Origin of the sequence: Acinetobacter sp. YH12227 (assembly GCF_013417785.1) — a bacterium.
Classification (GTDB): Bacteria; Pseudomonadota; Gammaproteobacteria; order Pseudomonadales; family Moraxellaceae; genus Acinetobacter; species Acinetobacter gandensis.
On the sequence record NZ_VPDH01000003.1, the window covers coordinates 81345 to 90931 of the forward strand.

General features: G+C 45.5%; 6 protein-coding genes and 1 pseudogene. 3 read left to right on the forward strand and 4 right to left on the reverse strand.

Annotated elements, in window-relative coordinates; all coding sequences use genetic code 11:
* Positions 1 to 5 precede the first annotated feature (5 nt).
* The 4 genes from urtD to urtA form a co-directional block, all read right to left on the reverse strand.
* Positions 6 to 764: an urea ABC transporter ATP-binding protein UrtD gene (urtD, locus tag FTV09_RS01275; RefSeq protein ID WP_048882155.1), complete on the reverse strand. Its 759-nt coding sequence runs from the start codon at positions 762 to 764 to the stop codon at positions 6 to 8.
* Positions 761 to 1924 (reverse strand): urea ABC transporter permease subunit UrtC, encoded by a 1164-nt coding sequence (urtC, locus tag FTV09_RS01280; protein ID WP_004813838.1) that lies wholly within the window; start codon positions 1922 to 1924, stop codon positions 761 to 763. The genes urtD and urtC overlap by 4 nt, the downstream gene beginning before the upstream one ends.
* An 18-nt stretch (positions 1925 to 1942) precedes the next feature.
* Positions 1943 to 2863, reverse strand: a complete 921-nt coding sequence (urtB, locus tag FTV09_RS01285) for an urea ABC transporter permease subunit UrtB (protein ID WP_000365952.1) — start codon at positions 2861 to 2863, stop codon at positions 1943 to 1945.
* Between the two features lie 82 nt (positions 2864 to 2945).
* A complete protein-coding gene (urtA, locus tag FTV09_RS01290) occupies positions 2946 to 4184 on the reverse strand; it encodes an urea ABC transporter substrate-binding protein (RefSeq protein WP_115736226.1) in 1239 nt (412 codons plus the stop codon).
* 205 nt (positions 4185 to 4389) lie between these two features.
* On the opposite strand from urtA, the gene FTV09_RS01295 reads away from it, so the two are divergent.
* The 3 genes and pseudogenes from FTV09_RS01295 to FTV09_RS01305 form a co-directional block, all read left to right on the forward strand.
* Positions 4390 to 7845, forward strand: a complete 3456-nt coding sequence (locus tag FTV09_RS01295) for an ATP-binding protein (protein WP_180056357.1) — start codon at positions 4390 to 4392, stop codon at positions 7843 to 7845.
* A 13-nt stretch (positions 7846 to 7858) separates the two neighbouring features.
* On the forward strand, positions 7859 to 8779 hold the full coding sequence (locus FTV09_RS01300; RefSeq protein WP_115736224.1) for a response regulator transcription factor: 921 nt from the start codon (positions 7859 to 7861) through the stop codon (positions 8777 to 8779).
* A 160-nt stretch (positions 8780 to 8939) separates the two neighbouring features.
* Positions 8940 to 9587 (forward strand): annotated as a pseudogene (locus tag FTV09_RS01305) (IS3-like element ISAba22 family transposase); the annotation flags it as partial.

Sequence of the window (9587 nt, forward strand, 5' to 3'; positions counted from 1 at the left end):
CCTCCTTAGTGTCCTAGATAAACTTCAATCACTTTTGGATCATTTTGCACATCGTCCATTTTGCCTGCTGCCAGAATTTTGCCCTGGTGCAGTACCGTGACTTTGTCCGCAATGGTTTTGACAAATTCCATGTCATGTTCAATCACCAGCACAGAACGTCCTTTGCTAATCTCCCGCAACAGTTGCGCCGTCTGCTCACGCTCTGACACACTCATCCCTGCGACAGGTTCATCCAGCATGAGCAGCTCAGGGTCTTGCATCAATAACATGCCAATTTCCAGCCACTGCTTCTGGCCATGAGAGAGCAGACCGGCGGAGGTATCCAGCAGGTCAGTCAGGAAAATCTTGCCAGCAACTTCACGAATACGCTCATCGACATCTTTGGTGCGTCTGAAGAACAGCGCACCAAAGACATTACGGCCACGCGGGAAGGACATTTCCAGGTTGTCATAGACCGACAGATTTTCATAAATATTCGGGTTCTGGAATTTACGCCCAACCCCTTTACGGACAATGTCGAACTCTTTCAGTTTAGTCAGTTCAATATCATTAAATTTGATCGTGCCTGAAGTTGCTTTGGTCTTGCCGCAGATCAGATCCAGCACTGTGGTTTTGCCGGCTCCATTGGGACCGATCACCACATGGACTTCGTTTTTATCCAGATAGAAGTTGAGATCACTGACTGCCTTGAAACCGTCGAAGGACACGGTGAGATCTTCAATGACCAGAACCGGTTTATTCATTTCTACGCCGACTTTATTCATTTCACGCCTCCTTCCACAATTGGATCGATCGTTTTATCCGGATCACTACTTGGCGGCGGCGAAGTGCTGTCGATCGGTTTCTTTTTCAGGAACAATGGACGAACATATTTTTCATATAAACCCGCTAAGCCATTCGGTAAGAACATGACCACACCGATGAACAATGCACCGAGGAAATATAACCATACTTCAGGAAAGGCTTCAGAGAAATAAGTTTTACCCAGATTCACCAGAACAGCACCATACACTGCCCCAATCAGTGACAGACGACCACCGACTGCAGCCAGAATGACCATTTCAATCGAAGGTACGATGCCGATAATCGTTGGTGACATGAAGCCGACTTGCAGGGTAAACATCGCACCACCAATAGATGACACCACAGCTGCGAAACAGAAAATGAAGACTTTGTACATGGCCACGTCATAGCCAGAAAAACGTACACGTTCTTCTTTGTCACGCATCGCAGAAAGCAGACGACCGAGTTTAGAACTGAGGACAAAACGGCTGATCATGATCACTGCAATGAGCAGCAGGGCATTGATGTAGTACAGGACATATTTGGCTTCATCGGTACGGATATCCCAGCCATGCAGGGTTTTCAGGTCTGTAATCCCGTTAATGCCGCCAGTGAAACCTTGTTGACCAATAATCAGAATGGTCAGGATCGCTACAATCGCTTGCATGATGATCGAGAAGTACACATCACCGACACGACGGGTAAACATCGCGAAACCGATGATGAAGGCAAGCAAGATTGGAATGATGATGATGGCAAACAAAGTAAACCCGAAGCTATGGAAAGGTTCCCAAAAGCCTGGCAAGCTGGTGATCTGGTTCCAGTCCATAAAGTCTGGAATTCCTGGCGTGGTTTGCGCTGCTGTAGATTGCATGTCTGAAGCTTCAAGTTTCAGGAACATGGCCATGCAGTAGCCGCCAATGCCAAAGAAAATCCCTTGACCTAAACTTAAGATACCACCGTGTCCCCAACACAGAACCAGGCCGATTGCGACAAAAGCAAAAGTCAGATATTTACCCATCAGATTCAGACGGAAAATATCCAGGAACATTGGCATGACCAGCAGGATCAGCACGGCAAGAATCACCAGACCAATCGCACCTTCTTTACCGCCTAAAAAGGCATTCATTAGATTTTTCATAATACCTCTCCTGAATCCCTATTTACGCACTTTGATTGAGAAGAGACCCTGAGGACGCAGCATCAGGATAATAATGACTGTAGCCAGTGTCAGGACTTTAGCGACAGAACCAGAAAGGAAGAATTCCAGAATAGATTGTGCTTGCGCGATACTGAATGCAGAGGCAACAGTGCCAAGCAAGCTTGCAGCGCCGCCGAAGACCACGACTAAGAATGTATCGACGATATACAGCGAACCGGCTGTAGGACCAGTAGAACCGATGGTTGTGAAGGCTGCACCCGCAATACCTGCAAGCCCACAACCCAAGGCAAAGGTTAAGCTGTCAACACGTTTGGTATTTATCCCGACAGCACCACTCATAAAGCGGTTCTGGTTGGTTGCACGAAGTTGTAAACCCCAGCGTGAACGGTAAATCAGAAAGTAGACAAATGCAGTGACACAGAGGGTAACGCCCACCAGGAACAGACCATTGATAGGAATATCGATGGCTTCCGTCGGTTGATAAGAACCCATTAACCAGTCAGGTAAAGTCGGGCTGACTTCCTTAGGTCCGAAAATAGAACGGAACAACTGCTGCATGATGAGGCTCAAGCCCCATGTTGCAAGAAGTGTATCGAGTGGCCGTTGATAGAGCCGGCTGATCATGAGTCGTTCCACCATGTAACCGATAATGCCTGCTGTGAGGAAGGCTGCAATGATTGCGATCAGGAAATAGTAGGGTAAGAGTTGAGGGAAAAAACTTTCAGTCAGTGTGGAAATGAAAAATGTCGTATATGCACCAATGGTCAGAAACTCACCATGTGCCATGTTAATTACGCCCATTTGCCCAAAGATAATTGCAAGGCCGAGCGCCATCAATAACAGCACACAGAACACAGAGAGACCATTAAAGCCTTGCATGGCAAATATTGCACCGAATTCTGCAAATGATAGATCCATCGCATCATCCTCCAAGCTTTAAAAAATTGTGTGGAATAAAAAGATCAGGAGAATGGCTTCCCCTGATCATGTGGCTGTTAACTCAGTAACCTTTAGGGAATGGGTTTGGTTTGATTAGACCTTTAGACTCGTAAACAACTTTGAACTGACCATTTGGTTGCACTTGACCAATACGTGATTTGCTCCATAAATGGTGGTTCGGGTCAATTTTTACATAGCCTTCAGGTGCAGTTTTCATTTCTAGGCCTTTAGATGCGGCAGTCACTTTCGCGACATCGAAGCTACCGGCTTTTTCAACTGCGGCTTTCCATAACCATGGACCAAGGTAGGCTGCTTGTGTTACGTCACCTACCACCGCTTTAGGGCCATATTTCGCTTTAAAGGCTTTTACGAATGCAGCATTATTGGGGTTATTCAGGCTTTGGAAATATTTCATTGAAGAGTAGAAGCCCTTCATGTTTTCGCCGCCAATCCCCAGCAATTCATCTTCAGTCACTGAAAGGGTAAGCAGTGTCTGTTTGTCGCCTGTTACGCCCGCAGCTTTCATTTGTTTGTAGAAGGATACGTTTGAACCGCCCACGACTGCTGCAAAGATGGCATCTGGTTTACGCAGTTTGGTTTTGTTGATGAGGGAACCGAATTGTGTATGGCCCAATGGATAGTATTCTTCGCCAACCACTTTACCTTTCAGTACTTTCTCGATGTGGGTACGGGCAATTTTCATGGTGGTACGCGGCCAGATGTAGTCAGAACCAATCAGATAGAAGGTTTTGGCTTTTTTCTCTTTTGCCAGCCAGTTCAGTGCTTCAAGTACCTGTTGAGTTGCTTCCTGACCGGTGTAGATCACGTTTTTAGATTGTTCTAAGCCTTCATAGAAGGTTGGGTAATAAAGTAGAGAGTTGTTGCGTTCAATAATCGGCAATACGGCTTTACGAGAGGCTGAAGTCCAGCAACCGAAAATTGCAGCAACACGGTCTTTTTCAGATAATTTACGTGCTTTTTCTGCAAAGGTTGGCCAGTCAGAAGCACCATCTTCCTGAATAATTTTGATCTGTCGACCAAGTACACCGCCCTTTTTATTGATCTGTTCAATGGCCAGACGTTCTGCCTGGATTGAACCGGTTTCAGAAATTGCCATAGTACCGGTTGCCGAATGTAGCTGACCCACATATACAAACTTGTCATCGACTTTAAGTTTCGTGGTATTGACCTTTGCCGTTGCAGGTACGCTGGCATTGGTTAGTGCGGGTGCCAGCAAGAATGGAACAGCAAGTAAACCTGCCAGTAATCCAGATGTCTTTACTTTTGATTTTAAGCTCATGTCGGGTTCTCCTATAGAATTAGATGTGCTGATGCGCTTAATCATAGGTTTGCGCTTGGTATGCAACTAAGCCTAAGGGGAGTTAAAAATTGAGCATATACGTCACTTTACGTATATAACCTTCAGTCGGATTATTTTTAGATACTGATAGGCTGGGCATAGTTATTGCATTGTAATAGCAGATATTTAGCTTTATTTGATCTGTATGGACCCAACAGCGAATACCAGTCAGGCACCGCAGCGCGTCATTCATACCCGACGTAAATACAATACCTGGGTGGTCGATGAAAGTATTGAGGATTACGCCCTGCGCTATGCGCCTAAATCCGTCCGGAAATGGTCGCTATGGACAGTGACCAATACGGCGCTTGCGGCTGTCAGTTTCCTGGCAATGGAGACACTTGGAGCAACCATGCTCTGGCAATACGGTTTCAGTAATGCTTTCTGGGCACTGGTGGTTGTGGCGATTATCATTTTCCTGACCAGCTGGCCGATTGGTTATTATGCTGCCCGTTATAATGTCGATATTGATTTACTGACCCGTGGTGCCGGATTTGGTTATATTGGCTCCTCCATTACCTCGGTCATCTATGCCAGTTTCACCTTTATCTTTCTCGCCTTTGAAGCTGCCATCATGGCGCTGGCATTGGAGCTAGGCTTAGGGATACCCCTGAGTATTGGCTATCTGATTTCAGCACTGGTGATTTTGCCATTGGTGGTCAAAGGTATTGGCTTCATCAATAAGGTGCAGGCCATCACTCAACCACTTTGGTTATTTCTGCTTTTATTACCATGGTGCTTTGTGTTGGTGAAGCAACCTGATTTGATCAGCAATCTTGCATTGATTGAGGGCGCAAAAAGTCAGAGCGCTGCCTTTAATCTGTCTTTTTTTGGTGCATCCTGCACGGTGCTCTTTGCCTTGATCACCCAGATCGGAGAACAGGCGGATTATCTGCGGTTTTTACCCGATAAAAAACATATTCAGCGTAAATGGAATTGGGCAGTCTTTTTAGGTGGACCAGCTTGGATTCTGGGCGGATTTATCAAGATATTCATGGGTATGCTACTTATGGCGCTGGCAATGCAGTATCTGGTTGCCGATTCCGAACTGAGTAATCCCAATTATCTGTACTGGATTGCCTATCAACAGGTGGTCAATCATCCCGGCATCGCTTTATTTCTGACTGTTCTATTTGTCTGCGTCGCTCAGATCAAGATTAATGTTACCAATGCCTATGCAGGGTCATTGGCTTGGTCGAACTTTTTTGCGCGTCTGACGCATAGCCATCCAGGGCGCGTAGTCTGGCTGGTATTCAATATCTTTATCGCTTTGCTGTTGATGGAACTTGGGGTAATCCATGCGGTGGAGCGTGTGCTTGGCTTATACAGTAATGTGGCCCTTGCTTGGATCGGTGCCATTGTTGCGGATCTGGTGATCTGTAAACCACTGGGACTGAGTCCAAAAGGAATTGAATTTCGACGGGCCTATTTATATGACATTAATCCGGTTGGAGTCGGTAGCCTGATCATTGCATCGGTCTTATCCATGCTGTGTTACTGGGGAGTTTTTGGAGAGATTGCCCGGTCCTTGGCCGGCTTTATCGCACTCGGTACGGCGGTGTTATGTGTACCGCTAATTGCCTGGTTTACCAAAGGTAAATACTACTTGGCACGTCAAGAAAAGCCTGAGCTGAAGTTGGTCGAAACCCAAACCTGTGTAGTCTGTGAGCATGATTATGAAACTGCAGACATGGCCAGTTGTCCAGCCTATAGCAGTCAGATCTGTTCTCTGTGCTGCACGCTTGAAGCACGTTGTCATGATCTGTGTAAGCCGCATGCACGCTGGTCTTCACAGCTAAGAGTTTTTGCAGCCTGGTTCCTGCCGAAATACTGGGTACAACATATTAATACCCGTTTAAGTCTGTATATCCTGCTGATTTTTGTCTTGGGCGTGGTGTTGGCAGTTAGTCTGAGCCTGATTTATTTACAGGAGTCTGCCAGCCTGGGTGCTTTGTCACAGCAGCAGGATGCGCTGACAATGTTGTTCGTCAAAATCTATGCCGTACTGTTTCTGCTACTGTGTGTAGCCGCCTGGTGGTTAGTGCTGAATGATGAAAGTCGACGTCAGGCACAGCTGGAAAGTAATACCCAGACTCAACTGCTGATGGATGAGATTGAAGCGCATAAAGTTACCGATCGCCAGTTGCAGGATGCCCGCATTCAGGCTGAAAAGGCCAATGAAGCCAAAAGCCGCTATGTGATTGGCATCAGTCATGAATTACGAACACCGTTGAACAGTATTCTCGGTTATAGCCAGCTACTGCAGAAACAGGAAAAACTGTCTGAACAGGGCGAATCTGCCCTGGGCGTGATTAGCCGGAGCGGTCAGCATCTGACTTCTCTAATTGATGGTCTGCTGGATTTGGCACGGATTGAAACTGGTAAGATTTCTTTGGAAAATTCCAATATCGACCTGCCAAAATTTCTTAAACAGATCGTGCATATATTCGAGCCACAGTTTGCCCAAAAGCAGCTGAAGTTTGATGTGGAGATCAGTAGCAAGATTCCACAGTATGTCCGTATTGATAAAAAACGTCTGGAACAGATACTGATTAATCTGTTGGGTAATGCTTTGAAATTTACCCTGGAGGGGGGAGTCAAATTTAAGGTCGATTACCGTTTTCAGACCGCTTATTTTGAAATTCAGGATACTGGTTGTGGGATTGCTGAGTCGGATGTTGAGCGGATCTTCCAGCCTTTTGAACGTGGTCGTAATGTGGTACAGGGCAGTTTTGCCGGCACGGGTTTAGGGCTGCCGATCGTGAAGCTTCTGGTTGATATTCTTGGTGGCGAGCTGACCTTGAGCAGCCAGTTAAAACAGGGTTCAGTATTTAAAATAAAACTGTATTTGCCTTCTAAATCCCTGATCCATCCGATCGCTGACGTTGCCTCTAATACTGTAACCGGTTATACCGGAGAACGCCGTAAAATACTGGTGGTTGATAATGAAGCGACCGACCGTGGCCTGGTTCTGAATTTTCTTAAACCCTTAGGTTTTATTTTAGAAGAGGCAGAATCAGGTTTAGCCTGTTTGCGTCAGGTTCCAGAATTTAATCCTGATCTGATTTTGATGGATTTGAGCATGCCTTTACTGGGCGGCTGGGAAACGGCGAAATTGCTGCGCCAGAATAAAATCACCAATGTACCGATTATTATTATTTCCGCAGATGCCAATGAGCGGATGATCAATCCGGAAACCGATGTTCTCAACGAAGACTTTTTAGTAAAGCCGGTCGATCTCAATTTATTATTGAACAAAATTGGTGATAAATTGGGCTTAAGCTGGCTGCATCAGCATGAGCAAAATCCAGAACAAGAACAAGCTGCTGATCAGGAAGCCCAGATCCCCACGGTGGTGGTTGAAAGCAAAAATGAAGTGCACCCATCCATTCCATTGTTGAACGTGGCAGAGGCGGTCCTTCAGCTGGAACAGCATTTAAGTATTGGTTTTATCCGGGGGGCAAAAGATGTACTGCATGAATGTGGCCAGCACTTTGAACAATATAACGATATATGGCATCAGATTGAGCAGGATTTAAAACAATTTGATTTTAAAAGAGCAATTCAGCGACTTCATGAGCATGCAGATGTGCTGAAGTAGGGGTAAGGTGGACATGTTGGAAAGTATTTTGATTGTGGATGATATACCTGAAAATCTAAGTCTATTGCATGAGAGCCTGGATCAGGCTGGCTATCAGGTACTTGTGGCGACCAATGGATTTGATGCAATTGAGATTGCGCATCGCATTCAACCCGACATGATCCTGCTCGATGGCAGTATGCCGGAAATGGATGGCTTCGAAACCTGCACTCAGCTTAAAGCCAGTCCAGTGACTGAACATATTCCAGTAATCTTTATGACCGGGCTGACAGAAACCGAACATATCCTCAAAGGCTTTCAGGTCGGTGGGGTAGACTATGTCACAAAGCCTTTAAATATTGATGAAGTTCGGGCACGAGTAAAAACCCATTTGTTACAGGCTCGTTTAATGCATCAGCAGCGACAAATGCTGGATGCTACAGGTAGTGCGATTTTATCGCTGAATCTGGAAGGTGAAATTATCTGGCAGACCCCAATCGTCAGTGAATTACTGAAAAATCATCAGGTGGATGTACAGCATTTTCAGTCCAGTTTGAATAAGTGGCTACAGGACTTGCTCAAGCAGCCAGATCAAGCACATTTACTGCATGGTCAGTATGGTCATGGACATCAGGAGTTACAGCTTAACCTGCTTACCAAACTGTATGCAGGGCATATCTCTAAACATGTCTTGGTACAGTTGAAAGAGCAGACCCAAATGCCGAGCGCAGAGGAAATCGCGCAGGCCTGTCCAAACCTGACGCCGCGTGAAGCAGAAGTGATGCATTGGGTCACGATGGGGAAGACCAACCGGGATATTGCCGAGATCTTACAGCTCAGCCCACGTACAGTGAACAAACATCTTGAGCATGTCTTTGAAAAGCTCTATGTGGAAACGCGGACAGCTGCGGTATTGCATGTCATGTCAGCCTATCAAAATCAGGCAGTGGCTTAGTTTTCCCTTAGTAGAGGAATCCTAGGAGGATCTGCGACCTCTCCCCAACCCTCTCTGACTTGGAAGTGTCTGGTCTATGATGCACATCCACATCTGATGTGTGCTGAAAAAACAGGAGGTTTTAACTTGGTAAACTAAACACACTCATCAGGAGTTTACCATGAGCAAGAAACACAAGACTTACACCACAGAATTTAAAGCTGAAGCCATCAAATTAATTGAAGCCAATCAAGGCAATGTCTCGGAAACAGCCAGACAACTTAGCATTTCAATGCAAACTCTTTCAAATTGGAATACCAAAGCAAAGGCTGGAACTTTAGCAGGTACAAAACAGTATTCACCTGATCTAAACGCTCTACTCGAAGAAAATAAAAAACTCAAACAACAGCTCAAAATAGCTGAAATGGAACGTGAATTTTTAAAAAAGGCAGCAGCGTACTTTGCCAAAGAAAGTCAGTAAGGTACGCCTATATGAAACAAAAAAGATATTCTTTTCCAATTACCTTAATGGCTCGATTACTTCATGTTTCAGTTTCATGTTTTTATGATTGGCTCAAGAGAGGCGTGAGCAAAAGAACGATTCAACGAAATCAACAGACGATATTGGTGAAAATAGCCCATGAGGAGACCAGGCAGAGCTATGGTTATATTCGATTAACCAAATACTTACAAGCTCAGGGTATAAAAATGAGTATGTACGCTGTACGTCAGATAAAAGCGCTGAACCACCTGTATTGTAAGCGACACAAGCGTTTTAAAAGGACTACGAATAGTGACCATAATCGAGCGATCTATGAAAACCTGCTGG

What these genes read in the sequence shown, in the direction of transcription:
- urtD (WP_048882155.1), bottom strand. Translation starts at nt 764, where the DNA reads ATGAATAAAGTCGGCGTAGAAATGAATAAACCGGTTCTGGTCATTGAA.
- urtC (WP_004813838.1), bottom strand. Translation starts at nt 1,924, where the DNA reads ATGAAAAATCTAATGAATGCCTTTTTAGGCGGTAAAGAAGGTGCGATT.
- urtB (WP_000365952.1), bottom strand. Translation starts at nt 2,863, where the DNA reads ATGGATCTATCATTTGCAGAATTCGGTGCAATATTTGCCATGCAAGGC.
- urtA (WP_115736226.1), bottom strand. Translation starts at nt 4,184, where the DNA reads ATGAGCTTAAAATCAAAAGTAAAGACATCTGGATTACTGGCAGGTTTA.
- FTV09_RS01295 (WP_180056357.1), top strand. Translation starts at nt 4,390, where the DNA reads ATGGACCCAACAGCGAATACCAGTCAGGCACCGCAGCGCGTCATTCAT.
- FTV09_RS01300 (WP_115736224.1), top strand. Translation starts at nt 7,859, where the DNA reads ATGTTGGAAAGTATTTTGATTGTGGATGATATACCTGAAAATCTAAGT.